We start from the raw sequence: 24,934 nt of genomic DNA on the forward strand, positions 1-24,934 counted from the left end.
TCGTTATACTCAGAAGTGGGAATTTAGTCCTTTTTTTCTTATTCTTCAGTTTGCCAATGCATAAATGTTGGACTATATTCCCACTATATCCTTAAAAATGGGAATATAGTCCCATTATTGGCGGTTGTATGGCAAGGCGAGACTTACACAGTGTACTGTTTCCAAAGCAGCTTAAAATTCTCACTCATTTTGGTGAGGATTTGTTGCTGGCGATGAAGCGACGTGGGTTAACCAAGAAGATGCTTTGTGAGCGAACGGGTTTTGATCATAAAACGGTGAACAAGGTGTTTGCTGGTGAACCTGGAGTGGCAATTGGCACCTATTTGAAAGTCATGGCCGTTTTAGGCATGGAGGACAATTTCTCTGAAATGGCCGCGCATGATGAGCTGGGTATCAAACTGCAAAACATCAAGTTACTGGAAGGTTAAAAATGAGCCGTGAATTGGTAGAGGTGTATGCGGATTGGCATCCCATTGAGCAGCCATTATTAATTGGTCAGTTGGCTTATAGTGATTCAAGCCGTGGCGGCGTGTTTAGCTTTGCCTATGACAAGGCTTTTTTAACATCACCCTATCGTTTGCAAATTGATCCCTTGCTTAGCCTGCATACTGGTGAGTTATACAATGACGAAGCCGATAAAAATTTTCGTGCATTTTTAGATTCATCGCCTGACCGTTGGGGGCGTATTCTTATGCAGCGCAGGGCGGCGATTGAGCATCGCAAAGGTTTACGGGCCACGGCAAGGCTGACTGAACTCGACTACCTGTTGGGTGTGCACGATGCTTACCGCATGGGTGGCATCCGCTTTAAAGCTGCAGGAACAACGGATTTTTTGGATAATAATACTGAATTTGCCGCCCCTCCGATGACGTCACTATGCGAGCTCGAGTATGCCGCTATAAAAATTGAGCAGGACGACAACATTGACAGCGAAGACTATTACCGCTGGCTAAGGATGCTGATGTCACCCGGTTCTTCACTCGGCGGTGCAAGACCTAAGGCGTGTGTAACAGATACTGAGCATCAGCTGTGGATTGCCAAATTCCCTAATCAAAATGATACGGTCGATGTTGGTGCCTGGGAAATGGTTTGCTATAAGTTGGCGCTAGCAGCCGGGGTGGAGATGTTCCCCTGCGCTATACAAAGGTATTCGTCCGAGCATCATACCTTTCTCACTAAACGATTTGACCGGATGGGTGACAAACGCATTCACTTTTCGTCAGCCATGACGCAGCTGCAATACTATGACGGTGAGCGTTCAGAGGGGGCCAGTTATTTAGAAATCGCCGAGTTTCTAACTACCAGTGGTGCGCAAACAAAAGCAGATTTAGCACAATTATGGCGCCGGATTGTGTTTAATATCGCTGTGTCGAATACAGACGATCACTTAAGAAATCATGGATTTTTATTAACCAAAAAAGGCTGGAAGTTGTCACCGGCTTACGATTTAAACCCAACCAGCGGCAAGCAAGGTTTGCATTTAAACATTACTGACACTGCCAACGCCCTTGATTACAATCTGGCGTTTGCGGTGATTGATTTCTTCCGTTTAAGCCAGCAGCAAGCCAGCAGCATTTATGATGAGGTGTTGCAGGTGGTGAAAAACTGGCAACAGGTTGCCACCGGGCTTGGCATTAGTCGTAGTGAACAACTGATCAAACAACAAGCTTTTAATCTGTAACTTACTGTTGCGAAGCGGTTTGTAACTGCACTAACGCTGCTGTAAGTTCAGCGCTGTGTGGCGGGTTACAGCCGGCTTTGGCGATATTTAAACTGGCGGCTAGCATGGCGCGCTGCAGGCACAGTGTCAGTTGTGCCGTGCTGATGTCTGCTGCAGTGGGCAAACCCAGCTTTAACAACGCGGCCAGCAAGTTGGCCCAAAAGGTATCGCCGGCACCGACAGTATCAACAAAGGGCGTGGCGGCAATAACCGGCAGGCTGATGTGGTGCTGCTGCCAGTACAGGCTGGCGCCTTTTTCGCCTTCAGTCAGCGCCAGTAGGGCGTGTGGGGCACAATCACGCAGTGCGCCAAGCGCCTGAGTAAGGTTAAGCTCGGGAAACAACAGCTGTAAGTCTTCGTCGCTGGCTTTTATAAAGTGGCTTTGGGCAATCACCTGTAACAGCAAGGCGCGATAGGCAACGACATCGGTTACTGCATTAATGCGCACGTTAATATCTACCGCCAGTTGGACTTGTCTGGCCTGACACGCCGCTATCACCGCCGTTACACGCGCACCATCTTGTGGCTCTAACGCCAGTGATCCTAAATGCAGCAGTTTGCAGGCGGAGGGTAAGGCGGCAATTTGTTGCGCCGCGCTGATATCCCGGTCGGCAATACCCTGGCGATACAAGCTGTACTGCGGCTGGCGCTGCGCATTAATGCTAACCATGGCAACAGAAGTGGGCGCGCTGCTGAAAAACGCCGGGCCATAGGCGCCACCGTTGTCGGCCAGATAGTGGGCAAACTGTTGGCCGAAATGGTCTTGTGATAATGGCGATAAATAGCACACCGCGACATTTTGCCGCGCCGCCGCAATAGCAACATTAAACGGCGAGCCGCCAAGGCAGGCGCGATAAAAGCCGTCTGCGCCGGGTAGCATATCAACCACATTCTCTCCAATAACTGCAAGCATGCTGGCTTCCTTTAATGTTACATTGTTAAATACGGCGAAAAACGGTCGCCATTAATGGCAAAATCATATAACTTAATTGATTAAGAAGATAGTGAAAAACCACTGGCATGATGAGTAAATTAACCCTAAAAAGCGTGGCAAAAACCCTGGGTGTCTCCACCGCAACCATCTCAAACGCCTTTAACCGGCCGGATCAGTTGTCGGTGGCGCTGCGGCAGAAAATACTGCAGGCCTGCCATGAGCTGGGCTATTTTGGCCCTAACAAAGCGGCGCAGTCGCTGCGCAAGGGCAGCTCGGGCATCGTGGCGGTAATTTTGTCTGACTCGCTGGAATATATGGTCAGCGATCCGGTGGCCAGCCAGTTTTTGCAGGGCGTAAGCCGCGAGCTGGAGCGGCATCAGCTGCATTTGCTGCTGTTTTCCGGTCAGGCCACTAACCTGGAGGCGATCAGCGATTTTGTCGACGGTTTTATTTGCTACGGCGCACCGCGCAATACCGGTTTAATTGAGCAGCTGCGGCTGTCAAAAAAGCGCGTGTTAACAGTAGATTTTGACTTACCCGGCCGCCCTTCGGTGAACATCGACAACGAGCAGGCGGCGTTTGACAGCGCCATAGCCGTGCTGCAGCAAAACGATACCGTGGCCGTGTTGGGCCTGCGCTTAATTGATGCGGCCCGCAGCCAGCCGGTGGGTGATAAACCGATGTGGGACAACCAAAGTTCGATAGCGCACCGCCGCTTAGACGGTTACCAAAGGGCAATGCAGCAATGTGGCTTAACCCTGGCGGCCGATTATTTATGGCATATTCCCGAGAGTAACCAAACCTACGCCCGTGAAGCGGCCAAAGCGGTGCTGGCGATGAGCCCAAGGCCCACAGTGTTGCTGTGTATGAGCGACCTGATTGGCTTAAGTGCAATGCGCGAAGCCCTGCAACTGGGGTTACGTATACCAGAGGATATTCGTGTGGTCGGCTTTGATGGCATTGAGGAAACGCTGCGCTACCACCCGACATTAACCTCGGTGTGGCAGTTTAGCGACCAAAAGGGCGAGGCCGCCGTCAGGGCGTTTTTAAACCCTGACGACACCACCCTGCAGTTGCCGTATGAACTGCGCCTGGGTGAAAGCAGTTAGTTGACGCTGCGGTACAGCTTACTAAGCGCCAGGCTTTCGGCGGCCTGTCCGGCATGTTGCCAGTGCATGGTTGCTTCCAGACTGGCTAAGTCGATAACCAAAGCGGCAGTATGGCCCTGATGCTGCCACTGCAATTGATAGCTGCCGTTATGCAGTGTTTGGCTGAAATCGCCGTTAAAAGCCTGCAGGCTGCGCCGCAGGGTAATAAGCCCGCACAACGCTTGTACCACCGGTTTTTGCAGTGCGTCAGCGACTTTTTCCGCATTTAAATAAGGCCGGCCGATATCACGGCCGACGCGGCTTTGTTGTAACAACTCAACATCGTTGGGCATCGCCAGTAAGCCGGCATAATAAATCTGGCTGATGCCGGGGCAAAATAGCTGAATGGCGCGCGCCAACAAATACTGCTGGTCGTTCTGGCCCAGCGCATCATAAAAACTGCAGTTAACCTGATATAAATCGACATTGTTAGCGGCATTACCGGTGGCCAGTTTTGAACTGCCTTTGCTGTTGGCATGAATGGTTTCTACCAGGCTGTCGAGCTCTGGATCAGTCAGTAAGCCCGGCTGGCCCTGATAATCGGCGGCATCAACAATACCAATGCCATCATGGGTATCCAGCACGGTGATGCAGTTGCGTGGCGCGATATCCAGCCAGTGTTTCAGTGCATCGGCATTGCGGCTGAACAAGGTATGCAGCACCAGTGGCGGCAGGGCAAAGTCGTATACCATGTCGCAGCGTTTGGCGATGTCAATCTGGGTTTGATGATAGCCGTGAATTTCCACCAGACACAGCATGCCGCGTGCTTTGGCTTGCTCAGATAAGGCGGCAATAAATTCAAAGGTTTCCGGCAGCATAAAACAGCGGGTACCGGCTTTTTTAATGGCGTAGCCGGCGGCATCCAGGCGGATATATTTCACGCCGTTTTCGGTAAAGCGCTCCAAAATGGCCTGCAGATAGGCTTTACCGGCGGCAGAGTTAACATCAATATCAATTTGATTGGCGGTAAAGGTGGTCCAAAACGGAATTTTGCGGCCGTCTTTCAGGGCGATATCGGTAAAAAACGGTGTGGGTCTTGGCCGGTATACGGCGGCAAGTTGCTCTGCCGCGGCATCTGCAGCAAACACTTTGTCGCGGGTTAAAAACAGCGGCCAGTAGGGTGAGGCTTCACCTTTTTCCAACACATCAACAAACTGCGGTGATTGCGCCGACATATGGTTAACGATCATATCGGCCATCACCGGGTAGTCTGCCGCCAGCGCGCGGATATCGGCCCAATTACCCAGCCGGCTGTCTACTGCGGTATGGTCGGTGGGGTCAAAGCCGGCGTCTTCGCCATCTATCGGTGGATAAAACGGCAGCAAGTGCACACCATCAAACAAGCCGGCCAGCGGGCCTTGCAGCATCGTATGTAAGTCTTTGATAGTACCGCCGCTTAGCCGGTCAATGTAGGTGATTAGCTGGATCTGGTTGGCATTTTGTTGGCGGTTCATAAAAATAATCCTGAAAAATATTTGCTTCTTAAACGATTAAGATATAGCTTTAAGCCAACGGACGACTTTGTCAACCCCCGGCCAATAATAAAACCGGTCTGAATGATAAAGCGTAGCGTTCAGATAAGTTTGTTAAGCAAGGTGCGCTTACACCGGCGTTAGCAAACAACATAAACGGGGAAACACTATGCTTACTACTGATGCGAAGCGTCAGGCTGTTGGGGCAGCCGGAGCTTTAGATCGTACTCAGGGCTTGCAGCGCCAGGTGCGTTGGATGACCTACCTGATGTTTTTTGTCTTTGCCATGACCACCGATGCAGTGGGCGTGATCATCCCTGAAGCCATGGCGGAATATCAGTTAACCATGTTTCAGGCCAGTGCCTTTCATTATGTACCCATGCTGGCGATTGGTTTGGCCGGGTTATTCCTCGGCCGGCTGGCAGATAAACTGGGCCGTAAAAAGCTGATTATCGTCGGTTTAAGCCTGTACGCCGTATCCTGTTATGCCTTTATGGCTGGCAACAGCGCGCTGTTTTTTATCTTATTAATGGGCCTGTGTGGCCTGGCTATCGGCATATTTAAAACAGCGGCACTGGCGTTAATTGGTGATATTAGCCCTGACAGCCAAAGCCATACCCGCACCATGAACACGGTTGAGGGGTTCTTTGCCATTGGCGCCATAGTCGGCCCGGCATTAGTGGCCCTGATGATTGCTGCTTCTATTCACTGGACTTCGCTTTACTTACTGGCTGGCTTGCTGTGCACTTTGTTAGTGGTGATGTCGGCACGTTTGCCTTATCCGCCGTATCAGGCTGCTGCTGAGCAGGTATCGCTGCGCCGTTCTATGGCGCTATTAAAAAATCGTTACGCGCTGGGGTTTTCGCTGGCCATAGCGCTGTATGTCAGCTGTGAAGTGGCGATATTTGTCTGGTTACCTACCTTGCTGGCTGATTACGACGGCCGCTGGAGCTTACTGGCCGCCCAGGCGATTACGGTATTCTTTATTCTGCGCGCGGTAGGGCGCTTTTTGGCAACAGCCATTCTAAACCGTTTTTGCTGGAGCAGTGTGATGGCGGTATTTACGCTGTGTATTTTTGTCTGCTTTGCCGCCAGCATGCTGGGGGGTAAAGAGGTAGCAGTGTGGCTAATGCCGTTGTCCGGCCTGTTTATGTCGATGATTTACCCCACCCTTAATTCCAAAGGCATCAGCTGCTTTGCCAGGCAGCAGCATGGCGCTGTAGCTGGCTTGTTACTGGCGTTTACCGCGCTGGCGGCCGCCGTGGCACCGGCGTTAATGGCTGTGCTGGGTGATTGGGCTAACGATGTCACTGCCGGTTTTTATCTGGCAACCCTGTTTTCCGCCTTGCTTGCACTGGCAATGGTATACAACTGGCTGAAACAGCCAGCCAAAGCTAAGCTGGAGCAGATGTCTTCCAGCTAGCTTTTTTATAGCAACAAAAGCTTAAACGATTAAGTTAATAGCAGACTATCCAAAGAATAGATCGCGACTTCAACACGGGAGATAGACAATGAAACAGTATAATTTGACACCAACTTTACTCGCTTTAGCTGTCACACTGGCACTAAGCAACGGCGTAGTCATGGCGCAGCAAGTTGCAACAGACAATACCGACACCAACGACAGCCAAAGCACAGGGGCTGGTGGTCTGGGTTTTGAACGCATAGTGGTAACCGGTGCGGTGTCGCGTAATCAAACCGTAATGCAATCCAGCGTGTCGGTTAGCAGCCTGACATTGGATGATATTGCCGTGGCCACGCCGCGCAGTACCGCCGAGATTTTCCGTATGCTGCCGGGTGTGCGCAGTGAGGCCACCGGCGGTGAAGGCAATGCCAATATCGCCGTACGCGGCTTGCCGGTTGCGTCCGGCGGCGCTAAGTTTGTTACCCTGCAGGAAGATGGTTTGCCGGTGCTGCAGTTTGGCGATATCGCCTTTGGTAACGCCGATATTTTTCTGCGTGCCGATGCTAGTTTAGCGCGGCTTGACGTGATCCGCGGCGGCTCGGCCAGCACCACTGCCAGCAATTCGCCGGGTGGTATTATCAATTTTGTCAGTAAAACCGGCGAAGAAAACGGTGGCAGTATCGCCTTTACCACCGGACTGGATTACGACAGTTTCCGCACCGATTTTGATTACGGCGGCGATATTAACAGCGATATGCGCTTTCATCTGGGCGGTTTTGTGCGCCAGGGCGAAGGTGTGCGTGACCCGGGCTACCAGGGCGAGCAAGGCTTTCAGTTAAAGGGCAACCTGACCAAAGAATTTAATACCGGCTATGTGCGGTTGTACTTTAAGCATTTAAACGACAAAGCCACCAGCTATATGCCGATGCCGATGTTTGCTGATGGCCGCTCAGTGCCGGGTTATGACGCCGGCTCGGATACGCTGCAATCAGTGTATTTAACCCAAACGGTGCGCTTAAACGGCGATAACCAAATTTCCCGTGGCGATGTGCGCGATGGCATGAACCCGAAAGTAAACAGTGTCGGCGTGGAAGCGGTGTTTGACTTAGCCGAAGGCTGGACGCTGGAAAACCGCTTTCGTGTTAGCGATGTCAGCGGTAATTTTAATACCCCCTTTCCGGCAGAGGTTGGTAATGCGCAAGGTATCGCCGACAGTATCGCCGGCGCCGGTGCTAACTTAACTTATGCGGTAGGGCCGAATGCCGGTGCAGCCTACACCGCAGAAAACGCTATGCGTATTCACACCTTTGACGTTGAAATAGATGATTTTGGCTCTATCGTTAACGACTTAAAACTGTCACGCCGTTTTGGTGCTGTGGATGTGAATGTCGGCTATTACATGGCAGATCAAAGTATCAGCATGTCATGGTTATGGAATTCGTATTTAATGGCGTTAAAGGGTAATAATGCTGAGCTGCTAAATGTCACTGCCGCTGATGGTGCAGCGTTTTCCGAACAGGGCCTGACGGCTTACGGCGTGCCGTTTTGGGGCAACTGTTGTCAGCGTAACTATGACACCGACTACAGCACCAAAGCGCCGTATGCCGGCGTAAGCTGGGCCTATGGCGACTTATCGCTCGATGCCAGTATCCGCCGCGATATCGGCAGCGCCTCGGGCAGCTATGCCGGTGCGGTGCAAAGCAGCCGCGATATGAACAGCGACGGCATCATCAGCCAGGTAGAGCAAAGCGTATCCGGTATCGATTTAGCCAATGCCAGCATTGTGAACTATAGCTGGGGTTATAATTCTTACTCGGCCGGTGCTAACTATCAGTTTAATAAAGACTGGGCCATGTTTGGCCGCATCAGCAAAGGCGGCCGCGCCAATGCTGATCGCTTGTTGTTTGGCAAAGTGAATGCTGATGGCAGCGTCGCCAAAGAAGATGCAGTAGATGAAGTTACCCAGTATGAACTGGGCAGCAAAAGCCGGCATGGCAACTTAAACCTGTTTGCTACGTTGTTTTTTGCTGAAACCGAAGAGCAAAACTTTGAAGCCACCAGCCAGCGCTTTTTTGACCGCACGTACAAGGCACACGGTATTGAGCTGGAAAGCAGCTACCGCATCGGCGATTTTGATATGCGTGGCTCGGTTACCTGGACCGATGCTGAGATCAGCAAGGACGCGTTAACGCCAGATGTGGTAGGCAATACGCCAAGGCGCCAGGCGGACTTTGTTTACAACCTGCTGGCACGTTACTTTTTTGACCAAGCCCAGCTTGGCGTAAGCCTGATAGGGTCTACAGCCGCCTATGCGCAGGATAACAATGACTTGAAATTCAGCGGCTACACCCAGGTTAATGCGTTTGCCAGCTACACTCTGGCAGAAAACCTGACGTTATCGTTAAGCATAAATAACCTGTTTGACGAAATTGGCCTGACAGAAGCCGAAGAAGGCTCGGTACCGGACAACGGTATTATCCGCGCCCGCACCATTAATGGCCGTAATGCTTCGTTAGGTCTGGCATATCGCTTCTAATGAGCAAACCCTAAACTGAAAACGGCGGGCTGTGCCCGCCGTTGCTTTATTTAGTGCTCCCCCTATGTGCTAACATGCTGTAACAGCCTCAGCTAAGCGAAGTGAATAATGCAACAGCAAGCACAGCAGACTACGCAACCGATCATGCAACATGTTAATCAAGCTTTGGTAAAACAAGGCTCTTACATCAACGGCAACTGGTTATCGCACACTGATACCTTTGACGTGGTTAACCCGGCTAATCAGCAATTACTGGCTAAGGTTAGCATTGCAGGTGCCAAAGAAGCTGAACAAGCCGTGCTGGCGGCAAACAACGCCTTTGCCGGCTGGGCTGCCAAGCCCGCTGCAGAGCGCGCACAGTTACTGCAAGCCTGGTATCAGCTGATTGTGCAACATCAGCATGATTTAGCCCGTTTACTCACGTTGGAGCAAGGTAAGCCGCTTAGCGAGGCCAAAGGCGAAATTGCTTATGGCGCTTCGTACTTGCAATGGTTTGCTGAAGAAGCCAAACGTTTATATGGCGATACCATACCGGCGCCTTCCAACGATAAGCGCATTATTGTGCAGCGCCAGCCGGTCGGCGTCGTGGCGGCGATAACGCCGTGGAATTTCCCCAATGCCATGCTAGCGCGCAAAGCGGCAGCGGCGCTGGCTGCCGGCTGTACTTTTATTGTTAAACCAGCCCATCAAACGCCTTTATCTGCATTGGCGCTGGCCGAACTGGCTCACCAGGCTGGCATTCCAGCCGGAGTATTTAACGTGGTAGTGGGCACAGACGCCAAAGCCATTGGCGAAGTGTTAACCCAGCATGCCAAGGTGGCTAAATTCAGCTTTACCGGTTCCACAGCGGTGGGCAAACAACTATTAAAGCAATGCGCTGATGGCGTAAAGCGGGTAACAATGGAGCTGGGCGGTAACGCGCCTTTTATCGTGTTTGACGATGCCGATTTAGACGCTGCCGTGCAAGGCCTGATGGCCGCCAAGTTTCGCAATGCCGGTCAAACCTGTGTTTGTGCCAACCGTATTTTAGTGCAGCGCAGTGTGTATCAGGCCTTTGCGGATAAGCTGGCAATTGCCATCACGGCGCTAAAGGTCGGCGATGGCTTAATGTCTGACAGTCAAATCGGCCCGCTAATTGATGACAAGGCGCTGCACAAAGTGACCAGGCTGGTGCAAAGTGCGCTGAATGACGGTGCCCGCCTGCTATTAGGTGGCAATACCGATAGCGCGGGCAGCCAGTTTTTTCAGCCGACCTTAATCAGCGACGTAAACGCCGATATGGCGATTAGCAAAGAAGAAATCTTCGGCCCTGTGGCAGCGTTAATGGCGTTTGATACCGAGCAAGAGGCGATTGAGCAGGCCAACAATACTGACTATGGCCTGGCAGCATACTTTTACAGCCGGGATATCGGCCGGGTGTTTCGGGTAGCCCAGGTGCTGCAGTTTGGCATGGTCGGTATTAATGAAGGCATTATTTCCAACGCCGTGGCCCCTTTTGGCGGCGTGAAGCAATCCGGTTATGGCCGTGAAGGCTCTAAATACGGCCTGGATGACTACACCGATATAAAATACTTGTGTTTAGGCGGGTTATAACAGGCGCTGCAATAGGGACAGGATGCTGCTGAAACCATTGCTTTGCAAAAGCAGCAGCGCTATAAAAGAGGCTGCAAAGCCAAAGGATAAGTGCTGTGACCGCGACTGCAATCGAAAAAGACGAAATCCAGCTGGTATATATCAGCGAACGCTGTGCCGACACGGATGACGCGGCTATTCATAAGATAAAACTGCGTGCTGAGCCGAATAACCACCGGCGTAATATTACCGGCGCCTTATTGGTTACCGGGGATTATTTCTTACAGTATCTGGAAGGCGAAGCGGCAATAGTTGACGCACTTTACGCCAGCATCTGCCGCGATAAACGGCACCGCAATGTACGATTATTGTTACGCAAACCCATAGCACAACGAGATTTCTCGCGTTGGAGCCTGGGGGTAAGAAAGCTACTGGACAACGAAGAAAATCAGGACTTAATAGCCGTACTAAATATGATAGGCCAGGCCAGCAAGGTTAGCGAAAGCCAATTAGACTGGTTTAAGTTGGTGCTGAAGTAATAAAGTAAAATTCTACGATAATCCAATCTGCCACCTGTACCATCAACGTACACATCAGAAATATCCGCACTGTTCAGAGCTGTTGCCAGCCGATAATCTGGCTACACTGAAACAGAGTCTTAGGAGAAAAGCTATGGATAATGATGTAATCCTGCTTGAACAGCAGAGCTTGGAAGCCCTGCGACACAACTACCCACAATTACAACAACTTAGCGGCAGTATTATGTTTTTAGCCGAAGCTGAATCGTTAATACTAACAGCGACGGCATGGCACTTAGCTGAAGCCGATAACCTGATGCTAAAACAGTCAGGGGTAAAAACCGCTATTTTAGAATTGCTGGATACCTTGGTTGAGCAGCGTAAACTCAATCGTATCCGGCCAAACCGGGAAGGGCGTTTGCTATTTGATAATGGTCAGCTGTTAATTGAATGGATTAGCGATGGCAGTGTTTCATTCTTGGTTCACAAGCATGCATGCTGATCTGAACATAAGCATCAGTTAAGCTTTACACAGTTTGCTGCAACGCCATGCAGCTTTGTGTGTACCTTGTTTATGGCTTAGCCTACAGCCCATCGTTACGATGGGCAAAATCGCTACTGACGACTGTTGGCAGGTAGCGCTTAGCAAGAGAATCTGACGTTATTCCACGTTTTGAATTTACTTGTAGATTATGAAATTATTTTTTTATAAATCATTTATATATGATTGTTTGTGTGGGTGTTTTTGTTATTTTACCCACCGATTTACCCGCCGTTTTTCAGTTGCTTAATTTGTCGCTCAAATAACAGGAAACATCTATTGCCACTATAGATATACTAATGCGTCGTTTACGAAGTGCTGAGCAAAGTGTCGTATTTTTGCTTGGGAGTTTGTCGTATTTTTGCTAAGCTTAGGCAATGTTATACCGGAGGTGCCTTGTGCCAAAGTTAAGTTTAAAGCAACAGGTTGAGCAGCAAATTAGTCGTACTAAGCAGGATGTTTTTCTGCGCGCTGATTTTGAGCAATTGGGTGGCTATGATCAGGTAGGACGGGCACTTCGAGAGTTAGTGGCTGAGGGTAAGCTACTGAAAATTGGTTATGGTTTATATGCTAAAGCCCGGATAAGCAGCATCACGGGTAAACCTATGCTGGCATCTAATGGTGGTTTTAAGGCGGTATCTGAACAAGCCCTGGAGCGGTTAGGTGTTGCCTGGCAGCCATCAGACGAACTGGTTCGTTATAACAAAGGTGAGACCACTCAGGTTCCTGTGAATGCCAAAGTTATCGTAAAAAGCCGTTTTAATCGCAAAATATCACTACGCAATATGCAGCTTCAGGTCGAGCAGCGTTCATGATGCTGCCTGAACCAGAAACGTTTGCTGAGGTTGCAGATGCTCTTGATATTACTGATCCGGCTATCGTCGAAAAAGATTACTTCCTGATACAACTGCTTCGCTTGCTTAGTACCACCGACACCGAGGGATATCAGCTAGTATTCGCTGGTGGTACCTGTTTGGCTAAGATATATAAACATACACACCGGATGTCTGAGGACATAGATCTAAAGTTGGTGCCTGACGTTGCGACAAAGCTATTAAGTAATTCTGCGCAACGTACACTGAGAAAACGCATCCACCTTAATATCACGAATCGAATACTTGATAGTGGGCTTTTTACTCAGAGCAAGGATCCGGTTGTCCGAAATGAACGTCGTTTTTTGCAGTTGCTGCTCAATTACCCGAATGCATTTCCTTCCAGTGACGCACTACGGACGCATATTCAATTAGAACTGACCGAGTCTGAGCTATTACAGCCTGCCAGTTATCATCCGGTCAGTTCGTTTTATGCTGATGTCATAAATAAGGTGCCAGAAGTTGAACAGTTTGCTTGCGTCTCTCTTGTCTCAACCGCTGCAGAGAAACTAGTTTCGCTGCTACGCCGAACGGCAGTTGCAACCCGTTATATGGAGCGGAAGGATGACGATCAGTTAATTCGTCATGCTTACGATCTTTACCAAATTAAAACTGAGTTAGCGAATAAAGCGGAATTTAAGCAATTAATCGATGCAGTGATCGAGACAGACGTAACTCAATTTGGTGAACAACACCCGGAGTTCAAAGCCGATCCCCGCAAAGAGCTACTATTTGGCCTGGCCCAGTTAGAGGAACGCAAATATGCTGAACGTTATAAACGATTTATCGGGCCTTTGGTTTATCACCCTCAGCCTGTAGCTTGGCCTGATGCCCTCAAAATGGTTCAATTGCTAACACAGCAGCATATCGGCTGATATTGCGTGCTTGTGCCTGAGTATTGAGGGGGCTGGCTGTCATGTATACCAATCATGTTGATCCTAAATACTTCGAAAGTGTTACGTCTATCGATGCCAGATTGGCAGAAATTGAACATGAAAAACGTACCTTGTTGGCTCGTAAAGAAGCATTGCTCAAGTTAGCTCCAAACGACGATAGTGGCTCAAATTTAACCCCAAAGCAGAAGATTGCCATTTTTCGTAATCTATTCCGTGGCCGTCAGGATATTTTCGCTAATCGTTGGCAAAACCAACAAGGCCGGGCAGGTTACTCTGTCGCCTGCAACAACGAATGGATGCAAGGCATTTGCAATAAACCGCGCATAAAATGCATGGACTGCCAACACCGTCAATTCAGTGAGTTGAATGACCAGGTTATTTACCGCCATCTTGCAGGTCAACAAGTGGTTGGTTTGTATCCGTTACTCCAAGACAATACATGCTATTTGTTGGCTGTCGATTTTGATAAAGGCCATTGGCAAGACGAAGTTAAGGCAATCGCAAAAGTCTGCGTGGATTTGGAAATCCCCCACGTAATTGAAATATCCCGCTCCGGGCAGGGAGCACACCTTTGGATCTTTTTTGAAGATAGAGTACCAGCAAGTGAGGCTAGATTACTTGGGTTTGCACTGCTCGATAAAGCTATGGAAATCTTTCCTAACCTGTCATTTGATTCCTACGACAGATTATTCCCCAATCAGGATGTGTTACCCGAGGGTGGTTTTGGTAATCTAATTGCGTTACCACTGCAGCGTGAAGCCAGGCAAGCAGGTAATAGCTCATTTGTTGATATAGAGCTGAAATTGATAGCCGATCAGTGGCAGCACCTGGCGCAAATAAGACGGCTTAAACAACAAGAGTTAACCAAACTACTCAGCCAGCTATCCTCAAATACGCCACTGCAAAAAGAGCAACAAGTGCCTGATAATCGCCCGCCTTGGGAAGCTAGCGCAAAACCTGGTTCATTGCTCCTGGAAAATCCGCCAACGCAGTTGACGGTAACCTTGGCTGATCGAGTTTATTTTGAGCTGAGTACGTTACCTAATTTACTGGCGGCACGACTCAAACGCTTTGCCAGCTTCTCTAACCCAGTGTTTTTTAAAACTCAGGCACTGCGTTTTTCAACAAATGGTATCCCTAGATTTATTTCATGTGCGCGCATGGATCAAGGCTACCTATCTCTGCCAAGGGGCTGCCTGGATGAGGCGATTACTCTGCTTACTGAGAGCAAAATTGCCGTGTTAATTGATGACAAGCGTACGACAGGTGAAAAGCTGGTTGGTCTAGAACCATTGATGACACTCAGGCCAAATCAGAAAGTTGCAGTGAAGGAGATGACTAAGCACGATACGGGAACTTTGCATGCTCCCACAGCATTTGGGAAAACGGTGACGGCGATCGGCATTATCGCGAAGCGTAAGGTCAATACGTTAATTCTGGTGCATAGCCGCCAGTTACTGGAACAATGGCGGGAGCGTCTAAGCTCATTTTTACCTGAAGTCGAGATAGGTATGATCGCTGGTGGTAAAAGAAAGCCTACGGGCGTAATTGATATTGCGACCTATCAAAGCTTAATTAATCTTAAAGACAACACCGTTCTGTCACTGGTACAGGATTATGGTCATGTTATCGTGGACGAATGCCATCATGTTTCAGCCCCGCGCTTTGAAATGGTGTTAAACGAGGTTCGAGCGAAATATGTGCTGGGGCTGACGGCAACCCCAGACCGGCAAGATGGCCATCAGAAGATCATTTTTATGGCAGCAGGTCCTATCAGGCATAAAGTGAAATCCCAGACAGATGAACAATTTGAGCAGCAGGTGCAGGTGCATCAGCTGCAAGATACAAAGCAGCAGCACGCGTTACTGAGCGAAGAGCGACCAAAAGTAGCTGATGTGTATCGGCTCATTATGGAAAATGAAACGCGCACTAATCGAATTGTGGCAGATGTGGTGCAAAGCGTTACCGCAAGTAGGCATCCACTGGTGTTAACTGAGCGACGCGAACATGCGCAACAGATTAACAGGCTGCTGCAAGAGCAAGGGATTGATTCAGTCATCCTTACAGGCGCGATGAAAGCCGCTGAGCGCAAAAGCGCCAATGAGCGACTTTCTTCAGCGAAGGTTGTAGTAGCAACCGGCAAGTATGTTGGTGAGGGCTTTGACTTGCCAAGGCTAGATACCTTGTTTCTCGCTATGCCAATCGCCTGGAAGGGAGCCCTGGCGCAGTACGCCGGCAGGATCCACCGTGAAGTTGATGGTAAAACTCTGGTGACAATTCATGATTACGTTGATACTTATATTCCAATGCTGCAGCGTATGTTTGCCAAGCGAGAGAAAAGTTATAAAGCAATGGGGTATAAAGTGGCTTCTGATGCAGTCACTGGTAAGGAAAAATGAATTTATATCCAAGCTTATTCCTATTTGCTGAGGTGATTAATCTTGCTATTCACCTCACTATATGAGTAGATTGTGCAATTTATTCACCTCAATAAGCAGAAGATTAGCCTATGTGGATTTGGCAACAACCCGATTGGCCCGGCCGTCAGCAAAAGGCATCGCCAGTCTTTCGTTATGATCATGCGGCACTGACGCCTAAGTTACGTGAACTGCACTTTTTGCAGGGCGTGTTGCTGGGCAAAATGGGTGTACAGAACAACCAGCAGGCGGCACTGGATACCATGCTTGCCAACATTCTCACATCCAGTGCTATCGAAGGTGAGCGCCTTAATCATAGCGTGGTGCGTTCATCATTAGCCCGAAAGCTAGGTATTGATGAGCAACAAAGCGTTGCAACGACTACCCAGTCTGACGGCCTTGCTGCGATGGTGACCGACGCTATCGGTAATTGGCAGCAGCCAATAACGCTGGAGCGATTATTCCAGTGGCACTCCTGGCTATTTCCGACCGACAGTACATTGATGCAGAGAGTGCAGGGCGGGCAGCTTCGCGGTAACGAGCCGATGCAGGTGGTCTCCGGCCGGATAGATCGCCCTAAAGTACATTTCGAAGCACCTCCACGTGAAGTTTTGGAAGGCGAGCTTAATTGCTTTATCGACTGGTTTAACCGCTCGCGGGATGACGCCAAGTTAGACCCGCTGCTACGAGCCGGCATTGCGCATTTCTGGTTTATCACACTTCATCCACTGGAAGATGGCAATGGCCGCTTGGCCAGGCTGCTGACTGATCTGGCGCTGGCGCAAGCCGAACATCAGTCCATCCGCTTTTATGCCATGTCGGTTGCTATCCTGGAAAGGCGAAGCAGTTACTACGATATTCTTGAGCAAAGCCAAAAAGGCGATACTGATATCACTGCTTGGTTGGTTTGGTTTCTCGACACGCTAGCCGCTAGCCTAAAGCAGGTGTTGGCTGATATCGAACAAACGCTGCTAAAAACCCGCTTCTGGCAACGGGTAGATCAAACGCAATTGAATAAAGAGCAAGTGAAAGTACTAAACCGGCTGCTGGATGGCGACTTCAGCGACGGCATAAGCAATAGCCAATACGGCAAAGTGGCCAAGTTAAGCCCGGCGACGGCCAGCCGGCATTTAGCTCAGTTAGTGGAAATGGGGTGTTTGGTGAAAACTGCAGCGGGGGGGAGAAGTACCCGGTATGTCATTTTTAAACAGTAGGTTCCTGATTGAACCCACTGTTTAATGTCCGGCAACTTCATTTTATTCAACGTTTTGGATCTGCTCATTGAGTAGCGGCCTAGACCCTCACAAACTCAACAACTTATCGAAAAGAAACCGCTAAAAAATGCCTGTTTGCCCACCAAACTGCCCACCACTTGCCTATGGCTTTTACGAAATCTTAGTGGTGCTTCTTGGCTATGACTACGGAAAAACAGTGCCGTTTTTGTGCTGCTGTTAGGGCTCAAAAATAGCAGTTTTGAAAGGCTTTATCGAGTGCACTTTCAGTATCTCACTCATAAATAGATATGATAGTATCCATTTTTGGTTTTATTTCGCTATAATGGGCATAATTGTATCCATTTGGTGTTTGCAGATGAATTTTACCTTACTTGATGATACCGATGTAAGCCAAGCCTATGCGGCTTATTTACGTGAGTTACGAAAGCAGGCAAAGCTGTCACGCGCTGCGCTGGCAGAGCGAAGCTGCGTGCCTGCAGCCACCATCAAGAAGTTTGAGTTGACTGGTCAAATTTCATTTCGCCAATTGTTGTTGCTTTGGCAGACGCTTGATTCGCTAGATAGGCTCTATCAACTCACACAACCTAGCAAAGAGCGCGCTACAATGCCCTCTAGTATTGATGAGGTGCTAAAAGATGAGTTTTAAACCGATTCAGAAGCTTAATGTTACTCGTACGCTAAGCTCAGGTGAGCAGGTTGCTGTAGGGGTCTTGGCGCAGAATCGCCAAGGTGTTTTTTTCCAGTATGCAGACAGCTATTTGCAGCAGTTTGGCAATTTATCACCGTTTACCCTGCAAGCGAGCACACAAGTTCAAGTTGCACCTAAAACGCCGCATCAAGGTGTACATGGCGTATTTGGAGATTGTTTGCCCGATGGCTGGGGCATGCTGTTACAAGATCGTATTTTCCGGCAAAAGGGCATCTTGCCTAATCAATTAACTGCGATGGACCGGCTGGCTTTTGTTGGTGATAAAGGCATGGGAGCGCTGTCTTTTTCTCCGGTGTCTGAGTTTTCAACCACGACGAACACGGATATTGATCTAGCTACTTTAGGCTTAGAAGCGCAAACGCTGTTCGATGCGTCAATGTCAGATTATATAGACGACAACCACGATGAGTTAGATGGACATACTCAGCAGGTGTTGGCCGCATTAGTCGCCGGAGGTAGTTCGGGTGGGGCAAGGCCTAAGGCGCAGATTTATATGCCTGCTGGGGAAACTCAGCATTGTAGAACCTTTGCTCAGCCTGGAGATGAGGCTTGGCTGATTAAATTTACCTCGAAGAATCTCGCGCTCGGCCATGAAGAAGGTTTGTGCGAGGCGGTTTATTTACAAATGGCAGAACTTGCTAAGTGTCAACCGCCGCAATGGCAACTCATTGAAGCACCAACTACCAGCGGTGCGCCTGCCTGGTTGGCGCTTAAGCGTTTTGATTATGTCACGGAGCAGACCAATTTAAGCGGCAATCGCAGTTCAGGTCGCTTGCATATGCACAGCGCTTGCGGGCTGCTGGATGCAGACTTTAGAACGCCAAGTTTAGATTACATTGATTTGATCAAAGCCAGCCGTCAGTTGTGTAAATCTCCAGCGGCTGGGCAACTGCAATTTCGTCGAGCCATGTTTAACCTGCTGTCGTCTAACCAAGACGACCACAGTAAAAACTGGGCGTTTTTGCAAGCGGATGACGGTCAATGGGATTCTACCCCTTTTTACGATGTTACCTACAGCCCACATCCATTCAACGAACACGCCACTGCGTTCGGGGGTTATGGCAAAGCGCCACCGATTAAGGTGATGCAAAAGCTAGCGACCAGTGCTGGCTATGGGAGCTGGCATGAGGCAAAGCAAGTCATTGAAGAAGTTGCAGAAGCCATCAGCCAATTTACTCACCTTGCACGGCAGCAAGGGATCAGTAAAACAACAGTGACTGCGATTGCTAAGACATTGGATCTGCGAAAACAGGAAAATGCAGCGCTGTTTCAATAAAAGTAAAGCAAACATTTCAATTCACAACAAATAAATAGCAAGGTCATCGTGAGCGAATATCAATACTATAAATTTGAGCGTCTGGATGGGTATTTAGATGCTAAAGCACGTCAAGCACTCCGATCAATTTCAAGCCGTGCCGAGATCAGCGCTACGTCCTTTCAGGTGTATTACACCTACAGTGACCTAAAGGCGGAGCCTTTTGAGCTGATGTTAAAATACTTTGATATCGGTTTTTACTATGCCGATTGGGGCTCAATCGATGCCTACATCAAGCTACCAGCAGGAACGCTCCCTGAAGCTTTACTTGGCTTTTCAAGTGATGGGCTTCATGTTCACGAAAACGATGAGTGGCAGTTGCTGATTTTTTCCCTTGAGGAGTATGACGAGTATTTTGACGATGAGCATGCTGACGACTTTTTCCAGCATTTAGCTGGGTTACGAAGCGGGTTAATGCAAGGGGATTGGCGCCTTGTGTACTTTATGTGGCTCAAAATGTTTGATTTTAATGATGACGTTGAGCGAGTGCCGTTAATTCAATTCGATTTTGAGCACCTCAGTGAAGAGGTGCAGGCGTTTGCTGCGCTGTATGATATTCCTTTAGCCTTGGTTAAGGCTCTCGCCATGGTGCTGAACGAACAACCCAGTCACCAAGCCAAACAAACCCAATTTCAATTTGATGAATGGCTCCATAATCTCTCGCAAGTAGAGAAAGACACGCTATTACGCACGCTGTTTGAGCAAGGCCAGCTAACCCGACACCAAGCCTTAGCACTGACGCGAAAAGAACCTGCCAACACAGACGAAATCTATCAATACTGGTTAACCCCCGAAGTAATTTCCCCTTTTATCGAGCAAGCGCAAAGCCAATTGCAGCAAGAGCAAGCCGAAGCGCTCGTAAAGAAAATGGCCCTCGAAAAAGCAGAAAAAGAAAAAGAAAAAGCATTGACGGATATTTACAACCAGCGTGAGCACTACTGGCAGCAAGCACAAGAGCAAGCGGATCGAACTTGCGCCAGTGGTTACGATGCGGCATCACGCTATCTGCATCAGCTGTTTGAGGCCTATCAGTTCAAAGCGGATGAAGCGGCGTTTGAACAACGCTTTAAGCGTTTTGTTGTGGCGAATAATAGCCGTAAAGCGCTGTTAAATCGCTTGAGTGATTTGCTTTAAACGATGAGGCAATAAGTCGGCCAAATGACGTTAGCAAAAAACTGATTGAGGGTTGATTGAAAGGTTGTAAGCCCACCAAAAGGTCTACTGCGTCCGTTTAGCTCTTTAATCCTAGTGGGGCAAACTCCTAACTGAACTTAACAGATCAGTGAGGCTTATTTTGGAAAAAATAGAAACGATGAACCCAACTACCCAATCACCCACACACTCAGCACACCAGCAGCGGATTTTGAGTGTTGTTGTCGCTCACCCTCAAATGCGCATCAACAGGTGCAAGAGGAAGTAAACCTACATAGCCTAAGTCATCGCGCAAGACTAAGAGGTAGAGCTGGCGAATGGCTTCTTCTGGGGTTAGCTTGATAGGTTTGCCTCGAACAATGCAATTAACATAAGGCACAAACTTCTTGCCAGTCTGTTTCAAAGAAATTGCTGATTCTAGCTGGTCGATTTTTTCTTGTTTGAATTGCTCCAGCCTGTAAGCACTGTCTTTCATCAATTCTGTAAAAAGAGTCGTCATTCTTGGGTTCCTGTTGACACGTTCAACTGTTACTGATCTGCGTGCATGTAAACAACCAACCACGCACCATGAAGAGCTGAGATTTTTAATTATGGGGTTTATGGTACGTGTTTAAGATATCGCGTATTCAATATACTGCTATTAGCCGTTTACTCAATATTCTGAATTTGCTCTCTCATCTGCTCAATTAACACCTTAAGCTCCACCGCGGCATTGGTGATCTCGGTGCTGATGGCTTTGGACGACAGCGTATTCGCTTCGCGGTTAAATTCCTGCATCATAAAATCTAAGCGCCGGCCGCAGGCGCCGCCTTTTTTCAGCGTGTGGCGGGTTTCTTTGATGTGGGCATCGAGGCGGTCCAGCTCTTCGGCGACGTCAGATTTTGAGGCTAAAAACGCCATTTCCTGCTCTAAACGGCCTTGCTCGATATCGGCTTTAATTTCGTTTAAGCGGTTTAAAATGCGATCGCGCTGCCATTGCATGGCTTGCGGTAAATGGCCGCGAACAAACGCTACCTGCTCACCGATGGCGGTTAAGCGCTGCTGGATCATTTGCTCGATGGCTTCGCCTTCGCGGCCACGGCCGGCTAAGAAGTCTTGCAGGGCGGCGTCGAAACCGGCCAGCAGTTCGCCTTGCAGCGCGTCTAAGTCTTCCGTTGGGGTTTCCATGACACCCGGCCAGCGTAGAATGTCGGCGATATTGAGCTGCGCTTGCGGGGCTTTTTGCAATAACTGCTGCGCTTTTTGCAGCAATTGCTCGGCGAACACTTCGTTTAACGTGAGTTCACCGGCGGCCTGATTGGCGTGGTAGCGCAGGTTTACTTCTATCTTGCCGCGCTGCAGGGCGTTACGGAGTTTGTCGCGCAGCAGGCTTTCTAAGCCGCGAAACTGCTCTGGCAGGCGAAAGTAGGATTCCAGGTAACGCTGGTTTACCGAGCGGATCTCCCACTGGGCGGTGCCCCAGCTGGCTTTGGTTTCGTGACGGGCGAAGGCGGTCATGCTGTGGATCATAATTAATTCTCTGGCGACAAATAAACACCGAGTATACCGCAGGTTCGGCGAATTTGGCGAATAGATAGCCCTTGCCGGCTTTAACACTTATAATGTTGGCCATTGTTAATTTCAGGAGTGCAGCTATGCGTCCAAGTGGCAGAACCGCCAGTCAGATCCGTCCCCTTACGTTTACCCGTCAATTTACCGCTCATGCTGAAGGCTCAGTATTGGTTGAATTTGGTAATACCAAGGTAATTTGTACCGCCAGCGTAATTGAAGGTGTGCCACGCTTTATGAAAGGCCAGGGCAAGGGCTGGATAACCGCCGAATACGGCATGCTGCCACGCGCTACCCATACCCGTAATGACCGCGAAGCGGCACGCGGTAAACAAGGTGGCCGTACGATGGAAATTCAGCGCTTAATTGGCCGCGCGCTGCGCACCGCAGTAGATTTAAAACTGTTGGGTGAAAATACCATTACGATCGACTGTGACGTAATTCAGGCTGACGGTGGCACCCGCACTGCTTCTATTACCGGTGCTTGTGTGGCCTTAGTTGATGCCCTTAACCATATGCGTGCTAAAGGCATTATTAAAACCAACCCACTGAATTTTATGGTAGCCGCCGTATCGGTAGGTATTTATAAAGGCACTGCGGTGGCCGATTTAGACTACGCCGAAGATTCCAACGCCGAAACCGATATGAATATCGTCATGACCGAAACCGGCAAAGTGATTGAAATTCAGGGCACGGCCGAAGAAGCGCCGTTTAGCTTTGAAGAAATGCAGCAGATGATGGATTTAGGCAAACATGCCATCCGTGAAATTATTGACGAGCAAAAGCGCGTACTGGCTTAAGGCTTAGTTAAGGTTTTGAGGTAAAGATCAGGCTATGAAACAATTTCAAATTGATTTTATTGAGTTTGCGCTGTCGCGTCAGGTACTTAAGTTTGGCAGTTTTACGCTGAAATCCGGCCGCGCCAGCCCGTACTTTTTTAATGCCGGGCTGTTTAATACTGGCGGCGATTTAGCCAAACTGGGCCGTTTTTATGCCGCGGCACTGCAAGACAGTGGTTTGCAGTTTGATGTGCTGTTTGGCCCGGCGTATAAGGGTATTCCTATTGCTACTACAACAGCTGTAGCATTGGCGGATCATTATAACCGTGATGTGCCGTACTGTTTTAACCGTAAAGAAGCGAAAACCCATGGCGAGGGCGGCAATTTAGTCGGCTCGCCGCTAAAGGGCCGCATTATGTTGGTGGACGATGTGATTACTGCCGGCACGGCGATCCGTGAATCTATGCAGTTAATTCAGGCGCAGGGCGCAGAGCTTACCGGTGTACTGATTGCATTGGACAGGCAAGAGCGCGGCCAGGGTGAGTTGTCGGCTATTCAGGAAGTAGAGCGTGATTTTAATACTAAGGTCATCTCGATTATCAGCCTGCCGGATCTGATCAGCTATTTAGCCGATAAGCCGGAGCTGGCACAGCATCTGGAAGCGGTGAAAGCGTACCGTGCGCAGTATGGTGTTAACGCTTAAAGCACAACGATGGCCAGAGAGCGAAGTGTCAGGTGTGCTTTCGGAACAGCGGCATGGATGCCGCGCAGGCTGAGAGGGCACAGGGATGTGATCCTTGAAGCCGGTGCAGAAAGCATTTCCTGACACTTGGCTGTACTTCGAAGTTGATGCGAAGGCTGCAACACTCGCTGTTGCCACAGCACACCTGACCCTGTACCTGATATTCTAGTGGCAGGTCGAAGATACACAGTGGAGCAAGGACAAACAGATGTTAAAACCAAACGGTGTTGGTTTAGGCCGCATTATCAAAGCCGCAAAATGCTCTATGCAGGGTTTTGCCGCCAGTTGGAAGCATGAATCGGCCTTTCGTCAGGAAACTACCTTAGCCGTTATCTCGGTGCCGTTAGCGGCCTGGCTGGCGAACTCGCTGAGCCAGTTTGCGCTGTTGGTAAGTGTATGGTGTTTAGTGCTGGTGGTAGAGCTATTAAATTCGGCTATTGAATCATTAACTGACCGGGTCGGCCTGGAGCGGCATGAATTGTCGGGCCGCGCTAAAGATATGGGTTCGGCAGCGGTGTTTGTTAGCTTAGTAATAGTAGCCCTGGTATGGGGCGCGGCACTATACGAACGTTTCTTTTAAGCTGTTTCTGTCGCCGGAAAAAAATGTGGCTGATTAAGGAAGGGATTTGGTGTGCTTTCGTAGCAGCGGCATGGATGCCGCGCAGGCTGAGAGGGCACAGGGATGTGATCCTTGAAGCCGGCGAAGAAAGCATTTCCTAATCCCTGACGTTATCACCTTAGTTGCCGCTGCTACGAAAGCACACCAGCTACGCTGCTCTGTGCTTCGGTGTGGAATTCAACCAAACAGCGTTTGTTGCAGCAAAGCCCACTGATTGGCCCAATGCTGGGTTGGTAAGCGGGTAAAACCGGAGCGGACAAACTGACTGAGTTTACCCTCTACCGTGGCCAGCAGCAGGTTGGCCAGTTCGCCTTCGTCGATATTAAAGCCTTTACCTTCACGCAGCTTGCGCTCACGCAGGCATTGCTTTAACTGGGTCTCCAGCTTTTCAAATAATTGCGCTACCCGCTCTTGCAAGCGTTCCTGCTCGCCCTGCAGTGCATCACCGGTTAATATGCGGCAAATGCCCGGGTTGCGTTCGGCAAACACCAATATCAGCTGCAAAATAAGTTCGGTGCGGCTGGCAGTGTCTTTATGCTCGTCCAGAATTACGTTAATGCGCGACAACAGTGTGTCTTCAATAAACTCGATTAAACCTTCAAACATTCGTGCTTTGCTGGGAAAGTGGCGATATAGCGCGGCCTCGGATACGCCGACCTTTTCAGCCAGTGCTGCCGTGGTAATACGCTGGCCGTTATTGCTTTGCAGCATAGCGGCTAAGGCTTGCAGAATATCTTCTTTGCGGTTTGTACTGCGTGGTGCCGGCATTGCGAGTCCTGTAAAAAAGTAACTTAGAGTCTGGTG

23 protein-coding genes are annotated in these 24,934 nt (G+C 49.4%); 18 read left to right on the forward strand and 5 right to left on the reverse strand.

Annotated elements, in window-relative coordinates; all coding sequences use genetic code 11:
• Positions 1 to 128: 128 nt before the first annotated feature.
• Both ACYVIC_RS08570 and ACYVIC_RS08575 read left to right on the forward strand, forming a co-directional pair.
• On the forward strand, positions 129 to 428 hold the full coding sequence (locus ACYVIC_RS08570) for a helix-turn-helix domain-containing protein (protein WP_460859051.1): 300 nt from the start codon (positions 129 to 131) through the stop codon (positions 426 to 428).
• A 2-nt stretch (positions 429 to 430) separates the two neighbouring features.
• Positions 431 to 1,681, forward strand: coding sequence for a type II toxin-antitoxin system HipA family toxin (locus ACYVIC_RS08575; RefSeq protein WP_460859053.1), 1,251 nt, complete (start codon positions 431 to 433; stop codon positions 1,679 to 1,681).
• A gap of 1 nt (position 1,682) precedes the next feature.
• Here ACYVIC_RS08575 and ACYVIC_RS08580 read toward each other — a convergent pair whose 3' ends face one another.
• Positions 1,683 to 2,633: a PfkB family carbohydrate kinase gene (locus ACYVIC_RS08580; protein WP_460859055.1), complete on the reverse strand. Its 951-nt coding sequence runs from the start codon at positions 2,631 to 2,633 to the stop codon at positions 1,683 to 1,685.
• 110 nt (positions 2,634 to 2,743) lie between these two features.
• Here ACYVIC_RS08580 and ACYVIC_RS08585 point away from each other — a divergent pair, with 110 nt between their 5' ends.
• Positions 2,744 to 3,763: a LacI family DNA-binding transcriptional regulator gene (locus ACYVIC_RS08585; RefSeq protein WP_460859057.1), complete on the forward strand. Its 1,020-nt coding sequence runs from the start codon at positions 2,744 to 2,746 to the stop codon at positions 3,761 to 3,763.
• On the opposite strand, the gene gtfA is transcribed toward ACYVIC_RS08585, so the two are convergent.
• Positions 3,760 to 5,256, reverse strand: coding sequence for a sucrose phosphorylase (gene gtfA / locus ACYVIC_RS08590; protein WP_460859059.1), 1,497 nt, complete (start codon positions 5,254 to 5,256; stop codon positions 3,760 to 3,762). The genes ACYVIC_RS08585 and gtfA overlap by 4 nt on opposite strands.
• 187 nt (positions 5,257 to 5,443) lie before the next feature.
• Here gtfA and ACYVIC_RS08595 point away from each other — a divergent pair, with 187 nt between their 5' ends.
• From ACYVIC_RS08595 to ACYVIC_RS08650, 12 genes are all read left to right on the forward strand, one after another.
• Positions 5,444 to 6,697: an MFS transporter gene (locus ACYVIC_RS08595; protein WP_460859061.1), complete on the forward strand. Its 1,254-nt coding sequence runs from the start codon at positions 5,444 to 5,446 to the stop codon at positions 6,695 to 6,697.
• 88 nt (positions 6,698 to 6,785) lie between these two features.
• On the forward strand, positions 6,786 to 9,215 hold the full coding sequence (locus tag ACYVIC_RS08600; protein ID WP_460859062.1) for a TonB-dependent receptor domain-containing protein: 2,430 nt from the start codon (positions 6,786 to 6,788) through the stop codon (positions 9,213 to 9,215).
• Between the two features lie 108 nt (positions 9,216 to 9,323).
• Entirely contained in the window at positions 9,324 to 10,808 is a 1,485-nt protein-coding gene (locus ACYVIC_RS08605; RefSeq protein WP_460859064.1) for an NAD-dependent succinate-semialdehyde dehydrogenase, read from the forward strand.
• Between the two features lie 95 nt (positions 10,809 to 10,903).
• Positions 10,904 to 11,326, forward strand: coding sequence for a BLUF domain-containing protein (locus ACYVIC_RS08610; RefSeq protein WP_460859066.1), 423 nt, complete (start codon positions 10,904 to 10,906; stop codon positions 11,324 to 11,326).
• 133 nt (positions 11,327 to 11,459) lie between these two features.
• Positions 11,460 to 11,807, forward strand: coding sequence for a hypothetical protein (locus ACYVIC_RS08615; protein WP_460859067.1), 348 nt, complete (start codon positions 11,460 to 11,462; stop codon positions 11,805 to 11,807).
• 437 nt (positions 11,808 to 12,244) lie between these two features.
• Positions 12,245 to 12,661 carry an S-adenosylhomocysteine hydrolase gene (locus ACYVIC_RS08620; RefSeq protein WP_335735939.1) on the forward strand — a complete coding sequence of 139 codons (417 nt, stop codon included), beginning with the start codon at positions 12,245 to 12,247 and terminating at the stop codon, positions 12,659 to 12,661.
• Positions 12,658 to 13,593, forward strand: coding sequence for a nucleotidyl transferase AbiEii/AbiGii toxin family protein (locus tag ACYVIC_RS08625; protein WP_460859069.1), 936 nt, complete (start codon positions 12,658 to 12,660; stop codon positions 13,591 to 13,593). The genes ACYVIC_RS08620 and ACYVIC_RS08625 overlap by 4 nt, the downstream gene beginning before the upstream one ends.
• A 41-nt stretch (positions 13,594 to 13,634) precedes the next feature.
• Positions 13,635 to 16,013, forward strand: coding sequence for a TOTE conflict system archaeo-eukaryotic primase domain-containing protein (locus ACYVIC_RS08630; RefSeq protein ID WP_460859071.1), 2,379 nt, complete (start codon positions 13,635 to 13,637; stop codon positions 16,011 to 16,013).
• A gap of 110 nt (positions 16,014 to 16,123) precedes the next feature.
• Positions 16,124 to 17,245, forward strand: coding sequence for a Fic family protein (locus ACYVIC_RS08635; protein WP_460859073.1), 1,122 nt, complete (start codon positions 16,124 to 16,126; stop codon positions 17,243 to 17,245).
• 376 nt (positions 17,246 to 17,621) lie between these two features.
• Complete coding sequence (locus ACYVIC_RS08640) at positions 17,622 to 17,912, forward strand: helix-turn-helix domain-containing protein (RefSeq protein ID WP_460859075.1); 291 nt, start codon at positions 17,622 to 17,624, stop codon at positions 17,910 to 17,912.
• Positions 17,902 to 19,251, forward strand: a complete 1,350-nt coding sequence (locus ACYVIC_RS08645; RefSeq protein WP_460859077.1) for a type II toxin-antitoxin system HipA family toxin — start codon at positions 17,902 to 17,904, stop codon at positions 19,249 to 19,251. The genes ACYVIC_RS08640 and ACYVIC_RS08645 overlap by 11 nt, the downstream gene beginning before the upstream one ends.
• Before the next feature lie 48 nt (positions 19,252 to 19,299).
• Positions 19,300 to 20,424 (forward strand): hypothetical protein, encoded by a 1,125-nt coding sequence (locus tag ACYVIC_RS08650; RefSeq protein ID WP_460859078.1) that lies wholly within the window; start codon positions 19,300 to 19,302, stop codon positions 20,422 to 20,424.
• A gap of 208 nt (positions 20,425 to 20,632) precedes the next feature.
• Here the strand turns inward: ACYVIC_RS08650 and ACYVIC_RS08655 are convergent, their stop codons facing one another.
• Positions 20,633 to 20,941 (reverse strand): hypothetical protein, encoded by a 309-nt coding sequence (locus ACYVIC_RS08655; RefSeq protein ID WP_460859080.1) that lies wholly within the window; start codon positions 20,939 to 20,941, stop codon positions 20,633 to 20,635.
• A 149-nt stretch (positions 20,942 to 21,090) separates the two neighbouring features.
• A complete protein-coding gene (locus tag ACYVIC_RS08660) occupies positions 21,091 to 21,951 on the reverse strand; it encodes a YicC/YloC family endoribonuclease (protein WP_460859082.1) in 861 nt (286 codons plus the stop codon).
• Positions 21,952 to 22,076: 125 nt separating this feature from the next.
• On the opposite strand from ACYVIC_RS08660, the gene rph reads away from it, so the two are divergent.
• From rph to ACYVIC_RS08675, 3 genes are all read left to right on the forward strand, one after another.
• Entirely contained in the window at positions 22,077 to 22,790 is a 714-nt protein-coding gene (rph, locus tag ACYVIC_RS08665; protein WP_092789284.1) for a ribonuclease PH, read from the forward strand.
• 34 nt (positions 22,791 to 22,824) lie between these two features.
• A complete protein-coding gene (pyrE, locus tag ACYVIC_RS08670; RefSeq protein ID WP_460859083.1) occupies positions 22,825 to 23,472 on the forward strand; it encodes an orotate phosphoribosyltransferase in 648 nt (215 codons plus the stop codon).
• 247 nt (positions 23,473 to 23,719) lie between these two features.
• Entirely contained in the window at positions 23,720 to 24,091 is a 372-nt protein-coding gene (locus tag ACYVIC_RS08675; protein WP_460859085.1) for a diacylglycerol kinase, read from the forward strand.
• 216 nt (positions 24,092 to 24,307) lie between these two features.
• On the opposite strand, the gene slmA is transcribed toward ACYVIC_RS08675, so the two are convergent.
• Entirely contained in the window at positions 24,308 to 24,898 is a 591-nt protein-coding gene (gene slmA / locus ACYVIC_RS08680; RefSeq protein WP_335735944.1) for a nucleoid occlusion factor SlmA, read from the reverse strand.
• Positions 24,899 to 24,934: the final 36 nt, after the last annotated feature.

The sequence above is a fragment of the Rheinheimera gaetbuli genome, from assembly GCF_054781935.1.

What these genes read in the sequence shown, in the direction of transcription:
- ACYVIC_RS08570 (WP_460859051.1), top strand. Translation starts at nt 129, where the DNA reads ATGGCAAGGCGAGACTTACACAGTGTACTGTTTCCAAAGCAGCTTAAA.
- ACYVIC_RS08575 (WP_460859053.1), top strand. Translation starts at nt 431, where the DNA reads ATGAGCCGTGAATTGGTAGAGGTGTATGCGGATTGGCATCCCATTGAG.
- ACYVIC_RS08580 (WP_460859055.1), bottom strand. Translation starts at nt 2,633, where the DNA reads ATGCTTGCAGTTATTGGAGAGAATGTGGTTGATATGCTACCCGGCGCA.
- ACYVIC_RS08585 (WP_460859057.1), top strand. Translation starts at nt 2,744, where the DNA reads ATGAGTAAATTAACCCTAAAAAGCGTGGCAAAAACCCTGGGTGTCTCC.
- gtfA (WP_460859059.1), bottom strand. Translation starts at nt 5,256, where the DNA reads ATGAACCGCCAACAAAATGCCAACCAGATCCAGCTAATCACCTACATT.
- ACYVIC_RS08595 (WP_460859061.1), top strand. Translation starts at nt 5,444, where the DNA reads ATGCTTACTACTGATGCGAAGCGTCAGGCTGTTGGGGCAGCCGGAGCT.
- ACYVIC_RS08600 (WP_460859062.1), top strand. Translation starts at nt 6,786, where the DNA reads ATGAAACAGTATAATTTGACACCAACTTTACTCGCTTTAGCTGTCACA.
- ACYVIC_RS08605 (WP_460859064.1), top strand. Translation starts at nt 9,324, where the DNA reads ATGCAACAGCAAGCACAGCAGACTACGCAACCGATCATGCAACATGTT.
- ACYVIC_RS08615 (WP_460859067.1), top strand. Translation starts at nt 11,460, where the DNA reads ATGGATAATGATGTAATCCTGCTTGAACAGCAGAGCTTGGAAGCCCTG.
- ACYVIC_RS08625 (WP_460859069.1), top strand. Translation starts at nt 12,658, where the DNA reads ATGATGCTGCCTGAACCAGAAACGTTTGCTGAGGTTGCAGATGCTCTT.
- ACYVIC_RS08630 (WP_460859071.1), top strand. Translation starts at nt 13,635, where the DNA reads ATGTATACCAATCATGTTGATCCTAAATACTTCGAAAGTGTTACGTCT.
- ACYVIC_RS08635 (WP_460859073.1), top strand. Translation starts at nt 16,124, where the DNA reads ATGTGGATTTGGCAACAACCCGATTGGCCCGGCCGTCAGCAAAAGGCA.
- ACYVIC_RS08640 (WP_460859075.1), top strand. Translation starts at nt 17,622, where the DNA reads ATGAATTTTACCTTACTTGATGATACCGATGTAAGCCAAGCCTATGCG.
- ACYVIC_RS08645 (WP_460859077.1), top strand. Translation starts at nt 17,902, where the DNA reads ATGAGTTTTAAACCGATTCAGAAGCTTAATGTTACTCGTACGCTAAGC.
- ACYVIC_RS08655 (WP_460859080.1), bottom strand. Translation starts at nt 20,941, where the DNA reads ATGACGACTCTTTTTACAGAATTGATGAAAGACAGTGCTTACAGGCTG.
- ACYVIC_RS08660 (WP_460859082.1), bottom strand. Translation starts at nt 21,951, where the DNA reads ATGATCCACAGCATGACCGCCTTCGCCCGTCACGAAACCAAAGCCAGC.
- rph (WP_092789284.1), top strand. Translation starts at nt 22,077, where the DNA reads ATGCGTCCAAGTGGCAGAACCGCCAGTCAGATCCGTCCCCTTACGTTT.
- pyrE (WP_460859083.1), top strand. Translation starts at nt 22,825, where the DNA reads ATGAAACAATTTCAAATTGATTTTATTGAGTTTGCGCTGTCGCGTCAG.
- ACYVIC_RS08675 (WP_460859085.1), top strand. Translation starts at nt 23,720, where the DNA reads ATGTTAAAACCAAACGGTGTTGGTTTAGGCCGCATTATCAAAGCCGCA.
- slmA (WP_335735944.1), bottom strand. Translation starts at nt 24,898, where the DNA reads ATGCCGGCACCACGCAGTACAAACCGCAAAGAAGATATTCTGCAAGCC.